Annotated in this window: 11 protein-coding genes; 6 read left to right on the forward strand and 5 right to left on the reverse strand. The window is 67.7% G+C overall.

Annotation, left to right across the window (positions count from 1 at the left end; translation table 11 throughout):
- Positions 1 to 166 precede the first annotated feature (166 nt).
- On the reverse strand, positions 167 to 295 hold the full coding sequence (locus tag AWC25_RS27725; protein WP_280523413.1) for a hypothetical protein: 129 nt from the start codon (positions 293 to 295) through the stop codon (positions 167 to 169).
- Positions 296 to 445: 150 nt separating this feature from the next.
- Entirely contained in the window at positions 446 to 2,467 is a 2,022-nt protein-coding gene (locus AWC25_RS19970; RefSeq protein ID WP_085167334.1) for a serine/threonine-protein kinase, read from the reverse strand.
- Between the two features lie 193 nt (positions 2,468 to 2,660).
- On the opposite strand from AWC25_RS19970, the gene AWC25_RS19975 reads away from it, so the two are divergent.
- The 6 genes from AWC25_RS19975 to AWC25_RS20000 all read left to right on the forward strand — a co-directional run bounded on the left by AWC25_RS19975 (position 2,661) and on the right by AWC25_RS20000 (position 9,111).
- Positions 2,661 to 5,276, forward strand: a complete 2,616-nt coding sequence (locus AWC25_RS19975; protein ID WP_085167335.1) for an ATP-binding cassette domain-containing protein — start codon at positions 2,661 to 2,663, stop codon at positions 5,274 to 5,276.
- A 93-nt stretch (positions 5,277 to 5,369) separates the two neighbouring features.
- Positions 5,370 to 5,810: a ribonuclease FAU-1 family protein gene (locus tag AWC25_RS19980; protein WP_069399454.1), complete on the forward strand. Its 441-nt coding sequence runs from the start codon at positions 5,370 to 5,372 to the stop codon at positions 5,808 to 5,810.
- A gap of 50 nt (positions 5,811 to 5,860) precedes the next feature.
- Positions 5,861 to 6,436, forward strand: coding sequence for a DNA polymerase ligase N-terminal domain-containing protein (locus AWC25_RS19985; RefSeq protein ID WP_085167424.1), 576 nt, complete (start codon positions 5,861 to 5,863; stop codon positions 6,434 to 6,436).
- Entirely contained in the window at positions 6,433 to 7,443 is a 1,011-nt protein-coding gene (ligD, locus tag AWC25_RS19990; protein ID WP_085167336.1) for a non-homologous end-joining DNA ligase, read from the forward strand. Before AWC25_RS19985 ends, ligD (AWC25_RS19990) begins: the two co-directional genes overlap by 4 nt.
- Complete coding sequence (gene ligD / locus AWC25_RS19995; protein ID WP_069399456.1) at positions 7,443 to 8,333, forward strand: non-homologous end-joining DNA ligase; 891 nt, start codon at positions 7,443 to 7,445, stop codon at positions 8,331 to 8,333. Before ligD (AWC25_RS19990) ends, ligD (AWC25_RS19995) begins: the two co-directional genes overlap by 1 nt.
- A complete protein-coding gene (locus AWC25_RS20000; RefSeq protein ID WP_069399457.1) occupies positions 8,326 to 9,111 on the forward strand; it encodes an Fpg/Nei family DNA glycosylase in 786 nt (261 codons plus the stop codon). The genes ligD (AWC25_RS19995) and AWC25_RS20000 overlap by 8 nt, the downstream gene beginning before the upstream one ends.
- Positions 9,112 to 9,120: 9 nt before the next feature.
- Here AWC25_RS20000 and coaE read toward each other — a convergent pair whose 3' ends face one another.
- The 3 genes from coaE to polA all read right to left on the reverse strand — a co-directional run bounded on the left by coaE (position 9,121) and on the right by polA (position 14,742).
- Positions 9,121 to 10,335, reverse strand: coding sequence for a dephospho-CoA kinase (gene coaE, locus AWC25_RS20005; protein WP_069399458.1), 1,215 nt, complete (start codon positions 10,333 to 10,335; stop codon positions 9,121 to 9,123).
- 12 nt (positions 10,336 to 10,347) lie between these two features.
- On the reverse strand, positions 10,348 to 11,793 hold the full coding sequence (rpsA, locus tag AWC25_RS20010) for a 30S ribosomal protein S1 (protein WP_069399459.1): 1,446 nt from the start codon (positions 11,791 to 11,793) through the stop codon (positions 10,348 to 10,350).
- A 207-nt stretch (positions 11,794 to 12,000) separates the two neighbouring features.
- Entirely contained in the window at positions 12,001 to 14,742 is a 2,742-nt protein-coding gene (gene polA / locus AWC25_RS20015; protein WP_069399460.1) for a DNA polymerase I, read from the reverse strand.
- Between the last annotated feature and the right edge of the window lie 64 nt (positions 14,743 to 14,806).

Consider the following 14,806-nt stretch of genomic DNA (forward strand, 5'->3'; position numbering starts at 1 on the left):
GCCACGTGAGCGATCGGACGATCAGCGCAACGGGCCACGAGTCGACGACGGCCTTCAACGGACAACGGGGCATTACCGTGGGTCACGGACGGGTTCCTTCGGTAGTCAGGACGAGGGGTTTGGCGATTTCTCATCCTGCCGCCGAAGAACCCGTCCCCCGAACACCTCAACCCGTGTCGGCGTCTACAACCTCATGACCCGCAACAGCTAGCATCTCCCGCAGCACGTCGGGGTGGCAGGTGGTGAGTCGTTCGGCCAGCACAGCAGGCAGGTCGATATTGTGGGCAGTGGTCATCGCGTCGATTCCTTTGCTCGAGAAACTTTGGACGGTCTCTCGAAGAATCACGCGATGACCTTCATCCACTCGGCTACGACACGCCGGTCACCAGAATCAGGTCCGACTCGTACACCACCTTGGTGGACGCAACCTCAGCCCGACGCTCACTCAGTGCCGGGTCCACATCCGGGTGACCGGGTCGCATTGCAGCAGATAGCCGTCGTTCGAGGTGGACATCGCGAACACCGGGACGTCGGGCAGGTCGCACGAGCTGCCCGCGGTGTGCACTCCGGCCGCGATCGGCGCCTTGTCCCAGGTGTTGCCCTCGCACACGACCTGCTGGTTACTGGTCGGGTCGTAGGCGAGCTTGTCGACGTCGGTGCACAACCCGCCGAGCACGGCTGGCGCCGGGTGCGCCGGTGCGGTCGAGGTGCTGATCACCTGGTTGGGGTCGGCCAGCGTCACCCCCGCCGGCGCGTCACCGACCCGGGTGGCCACCACCGGCACCCGCACCACGGCGCCCTGCGCGCCGCACTCGTTGCTGAGCACCGTCTCGGTTTCGGTGCCCCGCAGCGTCCCGTCGGGCTGGGGCGCCAACGACCAGGAGAGGGTTTCCTGTTGGGTCGCCCCGAGTTGCCCGTTGGGCTGTCGGCAGCCGACCCGCTCCTGCTGTGGCCCCCCCTGCCAATAGCCGCCGACATAACGCAAGGTGTCCGTCTCGCCGCCGTCGGCGGTGCTGGCCACCTGGTGGTTGGTGTCGTCCAGCTTGGTGCCGGTGGCCGCGCATCCGTTCGTGGTGCATGCCGAGCGAAATGCCCACCAGCCCGTGTCCGAGCCGTCGTGGCGGATCGGGATGCCGTTGGTCGTCCGCTTGGTCTGGTCGTAGCTCAATTGATAGGTGCCGCCCAACACCGGTCCACCGGGCCGCGGGGCGGCGCTGGCGACGGGCGCCGACGGCCGTGACGCCAACGCTGGCTTGGGTTGCGGACTTGCCGGCTCAAAGGAGTACAGCGTCGACCACGTCGCCGCGACGGCGATCAACACCGCGCAGACCAGCGCGGCCGACCAGCGGACCCGCGATGAGGACCTGCGGTACGCCGCCGGAATCAAACGTCGCCGGTGCGGCGTGGTCGCAGAGTCTTCGGCGACGGCGTCGACCTGCTCGCTGACGGCGGCGGCGAATAGGCGACAACGCTCGAAGCGCTCGGCGGCTTGCTTGGCAAGGGCTTTGGCGAACACGTCGTCCAGATACGCCAACTCCGGACGGTAGTCGCTGAGCCGCGGCGGATCCTCGTGGAGATGCTGGCCGATCACCGCGATCGGGTTGGCGTGCTGGAACGGCGGGGCGCCCGTGAGCAGATGAAATGCCGTGGCCGCCAACGCGTATTGGTCCGCGCGGCCGTCGATGTTGGATCCGGTCAACTGCTCGGGCGCCGCGTAGGCGACCGTTCCGACCGCGACATTGGTCTCGGTGATCCCGCTGATATTGCCCAGGTGTCGCGCTACACCGAAGTCCGCCAACAAGATTCGCTGATCGTCAGCACCGGGATGGGTGAGCAGAATGTTGGCGGGTTTGACGTCGCGGTGCAGCAACCCGCGATCGTGCGCGTAATCGAGTGCGCCCGCGACGGCTTGGAGAATCGCACACACCTCGCCGACCGGCATCCCTTCGTGGTAGCGCTCTTTCACCAGCCGGGACGCGTCGGTGCCCTCGACGTAGTCCATCGAGATCCACAGCCGACCGTCGAATTCGCCGCGATCGTGCACGCCGACGATGTGCGGGTGCCACAGCGTGGCGGCGAGATCGGCCTCCCTGTTGAACCTTTCGCGGAACTCGCCGTCGGCGGTGACGGGCTCGGCGAGGACTTTGATCACGTCGCGGCGCGGCAGCCGCGGATGCAACGCCAGATAGACCTCGGCCATCCCGCCCGCGCCCAGTGGCCGCAGGATGGTGTAGCCCGCGAAGGATGCGCCGTTGGTCATCGCCGGGTGCGATTCGCTGACCTGATCAGCGGCGGGTGCGGGGTTCGGCGTTGAGTTGACCGGAGGGACAAGGCGAAACAAGTTCGCGACGGTCACCGAGGAACGTGGATGAAATCCCGCACGCAGCGCCTCGCGCGCCAGTCGCGGGTTGGTCAGCAACCGCCGGCCGCGGCCTAGGCGCCAGGTCGGGCGCTTCAGCTCGTCCATGTGTGATGGCCCCCTCGTGTGTCGGCATTCGTGCGCACGTCGGCACAGCTCCCCGTCACGCATCCTGCCCGACGCGGATGGGCGAAAGGCCGTTCAACGCTATGAACCAGCTATGAGCCGTCGAACGGAAACAAAGCTAAGTCACAGGCGAATCCAATGGGGAGCACTGTCCCGGCGCACCGATACTTGAGTGGTGAGTCGACCCGCCCCACCTGTCCTGACAATTCGGCACGACGGGTCTCAGAGAACATTCGCCGCCGGTCGAGAAGTGATCGTCGGGCGCGATCGGCATGCCGATCTGCACATTGCCGATCCGCGGATATCCCGCGCCCACCTGGTCGTGCGCTTCGATCGGGGCCGCTGGCTGGCCATCGACAACGGCTCGCTGAACGGAACCTACGTCAACGGCTACCGGATGCCGGTCGTCGACATTCACGACGGCCAGAGCATTCACGTCGGCAATCCCCAGGGACCGCAGCTGACCTTCGCCATCGGCCCGCAGCAGGCCCGGGCCAACCGCCCAGCGCAGGGACGACCCACGCCGCAATCCGGCCCACCCACGATCGCCTGGTCCGCGCTGCCCGACCCGCCGACGACAACCTCGCAGCCCGTGCCCCCGCCGCCGCGGCAAAACGCGGCGCCTCGCACGCCCCCCGGGCGTCAACAGCCCCGAATGCCCAGCCCGTCAAGGCATCCCGACATGCCCCCGCGGCGCGCGACACCACCCGAGGAACTCACCGTCGTCCACGCAGCCCGGGACGCGACACCGCCCGCCGAGTCCACCGTGATCGACGCCAAGACCGCCGACGTGTCGAATTTGGCGACGCGGTTTGTGAAGTTGCTCTCACCGCGGTCGTCGTCGGCCGCAGGGACGGCGGGCGCGATGACGATCGGGCGCGCCCCGGAGAACGACATCGTCGTGCCCGACGTCCTGGCCTCCCGTCAGCACGCGGCGCTGATTCCCACCCCGCTGGGTCTGGAGATCCGGGACAACAGCATCAACGGAACGTTCGTCAACGGCACCCGGGTCGGATCGGCGATCCTGAGCGACGACGACGTGGTGACCATCGGCAACGTCGACCTAGTCGTGCGCGACGGCACCCTGTTGACACTTGGCGAGACCGCGACCCGCACCGGCGGCCTGCAGGTCCGCGACGTCAAGTACGTCGTCGACAACGGCAAACAACTGCTGGACAACATCTCGCTGACCGCCCGCCCGGGCACGCTGACCGCCGTCATCGGGGGATCCGGCGCGGGCAAGAGCACGCTGGCCCGGTTGATCGCCGGCTACACCAGCCCCAGCTCCGGGACGGTGACCTTCGCGGGCCACGACATTCACGCCGAGTACGCCTCGCTGCGCAGCCGGATCGGCATGGTCCCGCAGGACGACGTCGTGCACCGGCAGCTCACCGTCACCCAGGCGCTCAGCTATGCCGCCGAGCTGCGGCTGCCCCCCGACACCAGCAAGGCCGACCGGGCCAAGGTGGTCGCCCAGGTGCTGGCGGAACTCGAGCTGACCAAGCACGCCGACACCCGCGTCGACAAGCTCTCCGGCGGGCAGCGCAAACGGGCCTCGGTCGCTCTGGAGCTGCTCACCGGGCCGTCGCTGCTGATCCTCGACGAGCCGACGTCCGGGCTTGATCCGGCGCTGGATCACCAGGTGATGACGATGTTGCGCCAGCTGGCCGACGCCGGCCGGGTGGTGGTCGTCGTGACGCACATGCTGTCGTATCTCGACCTGTGCGACCAGCTGCTGCTGGTGGCCCCGGGCGGTAAGACGGCCTACTGCGGCCCGCCGGACCAGATCGGCGCGGCGATGGGCACCACCAACTGGGCCAAGATCTTCACCAAGGTGGGCGCCGATCCCGACGAAGCCAACCGGCGCTTCGTGGAACGCAAGCAGGCCGAGCGGCGGCGGCAAAAACCGTTGCCGGCCAACGACGATGAGCCCGGAGAACTCGGTGAGCCGGTGCACACCAGCGTGCGGCGTCAGGTCTCGACGATCGCGCGCCGACAGATCCGGCTGGTCGTGGCCGACCGGGCCTATTTCATCTTTCTGGCGGTGCTGCCGTTCATCCTGGGGTCGTTGTCGTTGACGGTCCCGGGGTCGTACGGATTTCACCTGCCCGGCGCCAACGCCGGCACCCCCGACGAATCCGCACAGATACTGGCGCTGCTGATGCCGGCCGCGGCGTTCATGGGCACCGCGCTGACGATCCGCGATCTGGTCGGTGAGCGCGCCATCTTCCAGCGCGAACAGGCCGTCGGGCTGTCCACGACGGCCTACCTACTCGCCAAGACGGCGGTGTTCTGCGGGTTCGCGGTCGTGCAGTCGGCGATCATCACCGCGATCGTAGTGCTCGGCAAAAGCGCACCGACGCGTGGCGGTGTGCTGCTGGGGCACAGCACGGTGGCCGCCACCGTCGAACTGTTCGCCACCGTGGCAGCCACCTGCGTCGCCTCGGCCATCCTCGGCCTGGCCATCTCGTCGCTGGTCCGCTCCAGCGAGCAGATCATGCCGCTGTTCGTCGTCGCAGTGATGGCGCAGCTGGTGCTGTGCGGCGGCATGGTCCCGGTGACGGGCCGGCTCGGACTCGACCAGCTGTCGTTCGTCACGCCCGCCCGCTGGGGTTACGCCGCGGCGGCGGCAACGGTCGACCTGCGCCACCTGGTGCCCGACACGCTGCTGCCGCAGGACCGCTTCTGGCAGCACACGACGAAGACCTGGCTGCTCGACATGGGCATGCTGGCCGGCCTGTCCGTGCTGTATCTGGGCTTCGTGCGGTGGAAGATCCGGTTACGCCGGTGACCGCCGCCGCCGGAGTAAGGTGACGCCATCCATCCGCCCAAGCACGAGACGTTCGACCTGCTCGCCCGCACCAACACCGATCCCAAGGGCATCGTGCGGGCGGTCGACGAGTATGCCGTGCGCCCGTGGGGCCTCTATGTCGCCCGGCCCACCCCCGGCCGAGCCCAGTTCCACTACCTCGAATCCTGGCTGCTCCCGTCATTGGGCTTGCGCGCCACCGTGTTTCACTTCAACCCCGGCCACGAACGCGACCACGACTACTACCTCGACATCGGTGACTACCGCCCGGGCCTGGACGCGTGGACGTCGGAGGACCACTACCTGGACATCGAGGTGCGTACCGGCGCCGGCGCGCACCTGGCCGACGTCGACGAGTTGCTCGATGCGGTGCGGCTCGGCCTGCTGCGCCCCGAGACGGCCGAGCAGGCGATCCGGCGAGCCGTTCACGTGCTCGAGGGGCTGGCCGGCAACGACTATGACTTGGCTCGCTGGCTGGCCGGCGACGGCATCGACCTCACCTGGCGCGGCCGATGACGATGCCGCCCCGCGGTTTTCCCAGGCTGTGCTGGGGTATTTCTCCCGCCATGCCTTTGAGCGAATACCGGCGCAGACCACGGTCCGGGAAAAGCCCAGAACCGCCCGGGCGGCTGCGGCGCAGACGCCGCGGCACCCCGACCGCGCCGTGTTTCGTCATCCAGCACCACGCCGCCCGCAGCGATCATTACGACTTCCGGCTGGAAATCGACGGCGTGCTCGTCTCCTGGGCGGTCCCCCGAGGACCGTCGACGAATCCGAAGGACCGACGAATGGCGCGCCGCACCGAGGATCATCCCCTGGCCTACGCCGGATTCGAGGCGGTCATTCCCGATGGCGAGTACGGCGCGGGCCCGGTGATCGTCTGGGACCGCGGCGCCTACGTCAACGCCACCGAGCACGAGATGCGCGAATGCCTGCGCCGCGGCCACCTCTCGGTCCGACTGCAAGGTGCCAAGTTACAGGGCGGATTTACCCTCACCCGGATTCGTGAGGGTAAGGACGAGACCTGGCTGCTGATCAAACGCAAGGACGCGGACGCCGACGCCCGACGCAAACCCGTCAAGAGTCAACCCGAATCGGTGTTGTCCGGCCGCACGCTGGACGACCTGACCGCCCCGTCATGACCGATCTCGCCGGTCTGCCCGACTCGGTGCGCGCCGCCTTGCGCGCCGAGCCGGTGCCGGATTGGCGGGCGCCGATGCTGGCCACGCTGACCGACAAACGGTTCGACGACCCGAACTGGATTTTCGAGCGCAAGTTCGACGGCATGCGTTGCCTGGCGTTTCGTGACGGCGATCACATTCGTCTGTTATCGCGAAATCGCCAGCCACTCAATGGAACCTATCCGGAGCTGGTCGACGCGCTTGCCGCCCAGCGCACCACCCGCTTCGTGGTCGACGGCGAGGTCGTGGCGTTTCAGGGACGCCGCACCAGCTTCGCGCGGCTGCAGGGCCGGCTGGGCATCACCGACGCCGAGGTGGCCCGGGCATCGCAAATCCCGGTGTACTACTACCTTTTCGACCTGCTGCACCTCGACGGCGAAGATACGACCGCGTTGCCGTTGCGGTGGCGCAAGCGCCTGCTGCGCACCGCCATCAGCTTCGACGATCCGTTGCGTAACACTGCCCACCGCGTCGGCCACGGCCTTGCCGCCTACCAGGCCGCGTGCAAACGCGGGGACGAAGGAGTGATCGCCAAGCTGGCCGACTCCCCCTACGAGGGAGGCCGGTCGAAGAATTGGCTGAAATTCAAATGCGTGCGCGACCAGGAGTTCGTCGTCGGCGGCTACACCAGCCCGAAAGGCAGCCGAATCGAGTTGGGCGCGTTGTTGATCGGCTACTATGCCGGCCCCAAGAAAAACCGAGACCTGGTCTACGCCGGCAAGGTCGGCACCGGCTTCGACGAGGCCACCCTGCGCGGCCTGCACCAGCGGCTCCGTCCCCTCGAACAGGACACACCACCGTTTAGCCGAGGACTGGTGCGCGAGAACGGCGCTCGCTGGGTCCGTCCGGAGATGGTGGTCCAGATCGGGTTTACCGAGTGGACCCGCGACGGCAAGCTTCGCCATCCGCGCTACCAGGGCCTGCGAACCGACAAGGAACCCGCCGAGGTGATACGGGAGACGCGCTGATGGCACGCATCATGGTCGACATCACCCACCCGGATCGCGTCCTGTTCCCGAAGGACGGGATCACCAAGCAACACCTGGCCGACTACTACGGCGATGTCGCCGAGACCATGCTGCCGCATTTGCGGGGCCGGGCGCTGACCGTGCAGCGATTTCCTCGCGGTATCGGCGAAAAAGGATTCGTGCAACAGGATTTCGCCGACGCACTGCCGGATTGGATGAACGGGGTCAAGGTCGACAAGGAGGGCGGCACGCTGGTCCATCCGCTGGTCGACCGCCCCGAAGCGCTGCGCTGGCTGGCCAACCAGAGCTGCATCACCCTGCATGTGTGGCAGTCTCGGCAAGACCGGCTGCACCATCCCGACCGGCTGGTGTTCGACTTCGATCCCACCGGCGGCGACTTCGCGGTGGTGCGGGCGGCCGCCCGCGCGGCGGCCGACGTGCTCGACGAGTTGGGTTTGGCCCGCTACGTGCAGACGACCGGGTCGCGTGGACTGCACGTGGTGGTGCCGCTACGCCCGGAGACCGACTTCGACACCGTGCGTCAATTCGCCCGTGACGTCGCCGAAGTCGTCGCCGCCGACGACCCCGCGCATCGCACGGTCCAGGCCCGCAAGGACAAGCGCGGCGACCGCGTCTACCTCGACATCATGCGCAACGCCTACGCACAGACCGCGGTCGCGCCGTACTCGGTGCGGGCCCGCGATGGTGCGCCGGTGGCCACCCCGCTGGAGTGGGACGAACTCGACAGCCGGGGGCTGCGCGCGGACCGGTTCACCCTCCGCGACGTCCCCAAACGCCTGGCCGCCCAAGGCGATCCGTGGGCCGACCTGTACCGGCACGCCCGCTCGCTGACCGGTCCGCTCGAGCGGTTGGCGAAGCTTCGTGCCTGAGCTGCCCGACGTCGAGGGGTTCCGGCGCGAACTGGCGAAAACTTTGCCCTGCCGCAAGATCGCGCACGTGCGGGTCGACGACCCCGGGATCCTGCGCAACACCTCTGCCACCGAGCTCGGTCGCCGCCTCGCCGGGCACCGCTTCAAGTCCCCACGCCGGCACGGCAAGTGGCTGATCCTGCCCACCGACGGCCCGACGCTGGTAGTGCACAGCGGCATGACCGGGCACCCGTTCTACGCCGAAACCGGTGCCGAGCCGGAAAAGTATGAACGACTGGTGGTCTCGCTGGACAAGGGTGAACTGCGCTACGCCGATCTTCGCAAGCTGCGCGGGGTGTGGCTGGCCGACGACGAGGACGACCTTGCGGACGTCCTGGGGCGACAGGGGCCCGACGCGTTGGGTATGGGCCTGCGGGAATTTCGCGAGGTTGTCACCGGCCGCCCCCGCAAGGCCGGCCGGCTGAAGCCGACGCTGATGGACCAGGCGGTGATCGCCGGTCTCGGAAATCTGCTCACCGACGAAATCGCTTGGCGGGCCAGGCTTCGGCCCACGCATCCGGTGGCCGACCTCGGCGCCGACGACGTGAAGCGGCTGCACACCGCGGTGACCCAAGTGTTGCGCACCTCGGTGCGGCATGGCCGGGTGCCCGGACTGCCCAACTGGTTGACCCGGGTGCGTGACGACCCCGACCCGAGTTGCCCGCGCTGCGGGACACGGCTGCGCCATGACCGGGTGGGCGGCCGAACGTCGTTGTGGTGCCCGCACTGCCAGCACTGACCGCGCGGGTTACGGCCGCCAGCCGGTGAAGTCCGCCCACCCCCACGCGCGGCGGTAGGCCCCGGCCAGCCACGGCTCCTTCGCCTCCGCGTAGCTGGCCGTGTCGCCTCCGGCCTGCTGTTCGGCCGACTTCTTGGCGGCCAGGTAGTCCGCCCGCTCCTGCGGGTTGGCGGCCAGCCAGTCCACGAACAGCAACCCGAACTGCTGGTTGGGCCAGCCATTCACCCGGATGTGCACGTTGGTCGGACGGCCGGGGTCAGCGGAACCATGAATTCGCTTGCGCCACAGCGCCGCATCGTCGTTGTGGTCGTAATCGGCGACGGTGCTGCGGGCCTCGGTATGCGCCTCATCCCGGTCGATGTGTTCGACGTGCGGGTAGCCTGCCGACAGCAAGGCACCGGCGAGTTCGTCGGCGACCGCGAGTGATTCGACGGTGACCTGGACGTCGATGACGTCCTTGGCGTCGAATTCCGGCACCGCGGTCGATCCAATGTGGTCGACGCGCAACGCGTTATGGCCACACGCCGTGGACAGCCGGGCGACGATGCGCCGGGCCTGGTCCGGCCAGGTCGGATCGGCTGCCACCACCCGCGTCGCAGCGCGGGCGGTTCGACGCTCGGACAGATTGTGTGCAAACGGCACGATCCGGTCGTTCCACACCTCGCGGGCGCGCTTGACCAGTTCCTCCTGGCTGCCCGAGTTGTCCATCCAGATATCGGCGACGGCACGCCGCTGATCGTCGTCGGCCTGGGCGGCGATCCTGGCCCGGGCGTCTTCCTCCGGCATGCCGCGGAGCTCGACGAGCCGCCGCACCCGCACCTCGACATCGGCGTACACGATGATCACGAGTGGAAACAGCGGTGCCATACCGGATTCCACCAGCAGCGGAATGTCCTCGACCACCACCGCGTCCTCGGGCACCGACGCGATGATCTCCGCGCGCCGCCGAGCCACCAGCGGATGGATGATCCCGTTCAGCTTCTGGCGTGCCGCGTCATCGGGAAACGCTCTGGCGGCCAACGTCGGACGATCCAGCGACCCGTCGGGCAGCAGGATGTCCTCGCCGAACGCCTCGACGAGCGACGCCAACCCCTCGGTGCCCGGTCGGACGACCTCTCGAGCGATGACGTCGCCGTCGACGATGACCCCGCCGCACTCCGCGAACGTGGCCGACAGCGCGGATTTGCCGGCGCCGATGCCGCCGGTCAACCCGATGCGCAGCATCCCGGACCGACGTTAGGCGTTGCCGGCGAGCTTTTCCCGCAGCGCGGCCAGCTGTGCGTCGCTGGCCAGCGAACCGCCTGCCGCCTTCTCCGCGGGCGCGCCGTTACCCGGCGCGTGCTCGCCGTCGCCGTGCCCGGCCGCTTCGGCCGCGGCGAACTTCTCCATCTGCGCGGTGTGCATCTTGTGCCGGCGCTCGGCCTCGGCGTAGCGGGCCTCCCACTCCTGGCGCTGGGCGTCGAAGCCTTCCATCCACTCGTTGGTTTCGGCGTCGAAGCCCTCGGGGAAGATGTAGTTGCCCTGCTCGTCGTAGCTGTCGGCCATGCCGTACTTCGCCGGGTCGAACTCTTCGGTGTAGTCCTCATTGGCCTGCTTGAGCGACAACGAGATTCGGCGGCGCTCCAGGTCGATGTCGATGACCTTGACCATCGCGTCGTCGCCGACCGCGACCACCTGGTCGGGCACTTCGACGTGGCGCTCGGCCAGCTCCGAGATGTGCACCAGGCCCTCGATGCCCTCCTCGACGCGGACGAACGCACCGAACGGCACCAACTTGGTGACCTTGCCGGGCACGATCTGCCCGATCGCGTGGGTCCGGGCGAAGTGGCGCCACGGGTCTTCCTGAGTTGCTTTGAGCGACAACGAAACCCGCTCGCGATCCATGTCGACGTCGAGCACCTCGACGGTGACCTCGTCGCCCACCTGGACCACCTCGGACGGGTGGTCGATGTGCTTCCAGGACAGCTCCGAGACGTGCACCAGGCCGTCCACCCCGCCCAGGTCGACGAACGCGCCGAAGTTGACGATCGAGGAGACCACGCCCTTGCGGATGGTACCCTTCTGCAGCTGGTTGAGGAACTCGCTGCGCACCTCGGACTGGGTCTGCTCCAGCCAGGCGCGCCGCGAGAGCACCACGTTGTTGCGGTTCTTGTCCAGCTCGATGATCTTGGCCTCGATCTCCTTGCCGATGTAGGGCTGCAGATCACGGACCCGGCGCATCTCGACCAGCGAGGCGGGCAGGAAGCCGCGCAGCCCGATGTCGAGGATCAGGCCGCCCTTGACGACCTCGATGACGGTGCCCTTGACGGCCTCGTCCTTCTCCTTGAGTGCCTCGATGGTGCCCCAGGCGCGCTCGTACTGGGCGCGCTTCTTGGACAGGATCAGACGGCCTTCTTTGTCCTCCTTGGTGAGAACAAGGGCCTCGACCTCATCGCCGACGGAAACGACCTCGTTGGGGTCGACATCGTGCTTGATGGAGAGCTCGCGGGCGGGGATGACCCCTTCGGTCTTGTAGCCGATATCGAGGAGCACCTCGTCCCGGTCCACTTTGACGATCGTGCCTTCGACGATGTCGCCATCGTTGAAGTATTTGATCGTTTTGTCGATTGCGGCGAGAAAGTCCTCGCTGGAGCCAATGTCGTTGACGGCTACTTGGGGCGAGGTGACGGTGGGACTCGGCATATTGTTGGGGTGCTCCGGACAGGTTGGGTCGTAGGGATTAATCAGGGATTTACGTGTTGAGGCTACTCGACTTGGCTCACGCTGGCCAAACTCGGGCTCTTATAACCGCTGGGTATCTGACGCGGACGTTACATCCGTGCGAATACGGGGACGCGTGAGCCGCCCCGGTCGGTGTCGCGGTGGCGTCGGGTCGCGCTAGTGCGCGGCTTAGTGTGCTGCCGAGTCCCAGGAGTGCCCGTAGCCGACGGAAACCTCCAGCGGGACGTCCAACGGGTAGGCGGACCCCATCTTCTCGCGCGCCAGCGCCTCGACCTGCTCGCGCTCACCGGGGGCGATTTCGAACAACAATTCGTCGTGGACCTGCAACAACATCCGCGATCTGAGTCCGGCGTCCTTGATCGCCTTGTCCACCTCGATCATGGCCACCTTGATGATGTCGGCGGCGCTGCCCTGAATGGGTGCGTTGAGCGCGGCGCGTTCGGCGGCCTCGCGGACGTTGCGGTTGCTGCTGTCCAGCTCGGGGAGATAGCGCCGGCGGCCGAACACCGTGGAGGTGTAGCCGTCCTTGCGGGCCTGCTCCACGACATCGCGCAGGTAGTCGCGGATGCCGCCGAATCGGGCGAAGTAGGCGTCCATCTGCTCTTTGGCTTCTTCGGTGGAGATCTTGAGCTGCGCGGACAGCCCGTAGGCGCTCAACCCGTACGCCAGACCGTAGGACATCGCCTTGACCCGGCGGCGCAGCTCGGCGGTGACGTCCAGGATCGGCACCCCGAACGCCCGCGACGCCACGAACGAGTGCAGGTCCTCGCCGGTGTTGAACGCCTCGATCAGGCCCTCGTCCTTGGACAGGTGTGCCATGATCCGCATCTCGATCTGGCTGTAGTCGGCCGTCATCAGCTCGGCATAGGCCCCCGACTCACCCGAGCCGACCACGAACGCGTCGCGGATGCGTCGGCCGGCCTCGGTACGGATCGGGATGTTCTGCAGGTTCGGCTCGGTCGAGGACAGCCGGCCGGTCGCCGCGATGGTCTGGTTGAACGTGGTGTGGATGCGCCCGTCGGAGGCCACCGCGTTGAGCAGCCCGTCAACGGTGACCTTGAGCCGGGTGGCGTCGCGGTGGGTGAGCAGGTGCTGCAGGAACGGATGACCGGTCTTGTCGAATAGCGACTGCAGGGCGTCCGCGTCGGTGGTGTAGCCGGTCTTGGTGCGCTTGGTCTTCGGCATGCCCAGCTCGTCGAACAGCACGGTCTGCAACTGTTTGGGCGAGCCCAGGTTGATCTGCTTGCCGATCACCCCGTACGCCGCCTCCGCCGCGTCGCGGATCTGGTGGGCGAAATCGCTCTGCAGCTCGCTCAGTCGCTCCATGTCCACCGCGATGCCAGTGTGCTCCATCCCGGCCAGCACCCGCTGCACCGGCAACTCCATGTTCGCCAACAGCGAGGTGGAGTTGATGCGCGCCAGTTCCTCGTCGAGCGCATCGGCGAGATCCAGCACAGCCACCGCCCGCAGGATCAGCGTCTGCACCGCCTGATCGTCGACGCCTTCGGAGTCGTCGAGCAACGAAAGCTGTTGCTGCTCAGGCGTTTCAGCGCGCAATTCGCGGCGCAGGTAGCGCAGCGACAGATCGTCGAGGGCGAAGCTGCGTTGCCCCGGCCGCACCAAGTAGGCGGCCAGCGCGGTGTCGGAGGTGACGCCGTTCAGCGTCCAGCCCCGCCCGGCCAGATCGTGCATCGCCAGCTTGGCTTCGTGCAGCGCCTTGGGCGGACCGGGGTCGGCCAGCCAGGACGCCAGCGCCGCCTCGTCCTCGGGAGCCAGCGTCGCGGTGTCGATGTAGCGGCCCTCGCCGTCGGCGGAGACGATGGCCAGCGCGGTGGCGTCCGCGTCGTAGGCCAGGTGGGTGCCGACGACGGCCAGGCCGAACCGCTTGCCCGAGCTGTGCTCGGCCAGCCAGACGGCCAGCTCGCCGGGCTCCAGCGCGCCGCCGCGCACGTCGAATCCCTCGTCGACCTCGGGCTCGACGGCGGCCAGGGTCTCGAACAGCCGGTCGCGCAGCACCCGGAACTCCAGGTCGTCGAACAGGCGGTGAATCTGGTCACGGTCCCATGGCAGCAGCCGCAGCGTGTCCGGGGTTTGCGCCAGCGGCACGTCCTTGACCAGCTCGGTGAGCTCCCGGTTGCGGATGACGTTGGCCAGGTGCGCCCGCAGCGCATCGCCTACCTTGCCCCGCACCGCGTCGGCGTTGTCGACCAGACCCTGCAGCGATCCGTATTCGATGATCCACTTCGACGCGGTCTTCTCCCCCACGCCGGGAATGCCGGGCAAGTTGTCGCTGGGATCGCCCCGCAGCGCGGCGAAGTCGGGGTACTGCGCGGGAGTCAACCCGTACTTTTCGACCACCGCGTCCGGGGTGAAGCGGGTGAGCTCGCTGACGCCCTTGCGGGGGTAGAGCACCGTGACGTCGTCGCTGACCAACTGCAGCGCGTCGCGGTCGCCGGTGACCACCAGCACCCGATAGCCCTCCTGTTCGGCCTGCGTGGCCAGCGTCGCAATCAGGTCGTCGGCTTCGAACCCGGGCTCGGCGAGCACCGTGATGCCCAGCGCGACAAGCACTTCCTTGGTGATGTCGATCTGGCCGCGGAACTCGTCGGGGGTTTCCGACCGGCCGGCTTTGTACTCCGGGTAACGCTCGAGCCGGAACGTCTGGCGGGACACGTCGAACGCCGCGGCGACATGCGTCGGCGTCTCGTCGCGCAACAGGTTGATCAGCATGGCGGTGAAGCCGTACACCGCGTTGGTGGTCAGGCCGCCGCGGGTCTTGAAGTTCTCCGCGGGCAGCGCGTAGAACGCGCGGAAGGCCAGCGAATTGCCGTCCAGCAACATCAGTGTCGGCTTGGTCTGTTGCTCGCTGGGAATGACGGTCGCGGCAGGCACGGCTCTCACTCTAGGCATCGGGTGTGACGGCCGGCCGCCCCCGACCGGCCGCGGATCAGAACTGCAACACGTTTCAGTTTTG

The sequence above is a fragment of the Mycobacterium sherrisii genome (assembly GCF_002102355.1).
Lineage (GTDB): Bacteria > Actinomycetota > Actinomycetes > Mycobacteriales > Mycobacteriaceae > Mycobacterium > Mycobacterium sherrisii.

What these genes read in the sequence shown, in the direction of transcription:
- AWC25_RS27725 (WP_280523413.1), bottom strand. Translation starts at nt 295, where the DNA reads ATGACCACTGCCCACAATATCGACCTGCCTGCTGTGCTGGCCGAACGA.
- AWC25_RS19970 (WP_085167334.1), bottom strand. Translation starts at nt 2,467, where the DNA reads ATGGACGAGCTGAAGCGCCCGACCTGGCGCCTAGGCCGCGGCCGGCGG.
- AWC25_RS19985 (WP_085167424.1), top strand. Translation starts at nt 5,861, where the DNA reads ATGCCTTTGAGCGAATACCGGCGCAGACCACGGTCCGGGAAAAGCCCA.
- ligD (WP_085167336.1), top strand. Translation starts at nt 6,433, where the DNA reads ATGACCGATCTCGCCGGTCTGCCCGACTCGGTGCGCGCCGCCTTGCGC.
- ligD (WP_069399456.1), top strand. Translation starts at nt 7,443, where the DNA reads ATGGCACGCATCATGGTCGACATCACCCACCCGGATCGCGTCCTGTTC.
- coaE (WP_069399458.1), bottom strand. Translation starts at nt 10,335, where the DNA reads ATGCTGCGCATCGGGTTGACCGGCGGCATCGGCGCCGGCAAATCCGCG.
- rpsA (WP_069399459.1), bottom strand. Translation starts at nt 11,793, where the DNA reads ATGCCGAGTCCCACCGTCACCTCGCCCCAAGTAGCCGTCAACGACATT.
- polA (WP_069399460.1), bottom strand. Translation starts at nt 14,742, where the DNA reads ATGCCTAGAGTGAGAGCCGTGCCTGCCGCGACCGTCATTCCCAGCGAG.